The sequence below is a fragment of the Neisseria sp. P0021.S007 genome, from assembly GCF_051956855.1.
This window is the reverse complement of sequence record NZ_JBQCXA010001228.1, coordinates 1-513: the sequence shown is the minus strand read 5'-3', so window position 1 is coordinate 513 and position 513 is coordinate 1. Positions and strand designations below refer to the sequence as shown.

The following is a 513-nucleotide window of genomic DNA, read 5'->3' as shown; positions in this document are numbered from 1 at the left end:
GTACACCGCAGCCGGCACGCACCGTTTCGCGGGCGGTTTCGATGTCTGCCAACGGATCAGAGTTTTTATCGCTCCATTTTTGGGTGGCGGCCAAGTCTTTGCTGAAACCGGACTGATAAGCCGATTTGTTTTGCAGGAGGGCGGCAGTTTCGATTTCCTGACGCAGCTGTACGCCCTTGACCGCACGGCGTGTTGCCTTGGCGCGCTCGTCGTATATGGATTCTGCTTGTTCGCGGTAATCCACACCGGCGGCCAAATCATGCTCTTCCAACACGACCGGCATAAAGCTTGGCGAGTCCAGCGTAATCACATTCGATGCCGCACCGACCGCACGTTCGGTCTGATACTCGACAAACGAACCCTTGCCGAACACCGGCACACGCACGCCTTCTTTTTCAGTAAACACCACCGGGAAGATTTTCTCGGCAATAAAATCCGCCTGCTTGTAGCCCAGTGCGAGATTGGTCAAAACCGGATCAAGCTGGCCGCGCAGGCCGCGCAAATGAGATGCAC

General features: G+C 56.1%; 1 pseudogene. It reads right to left on the bottom strand.

Going from position 1 to position 513, the window contains the following annotated elements:
* Positions 1-513, bottom strand: a pseudogene (locus ACTHUR_RS18445) (hypothetical protein); the annotation flags it as partial.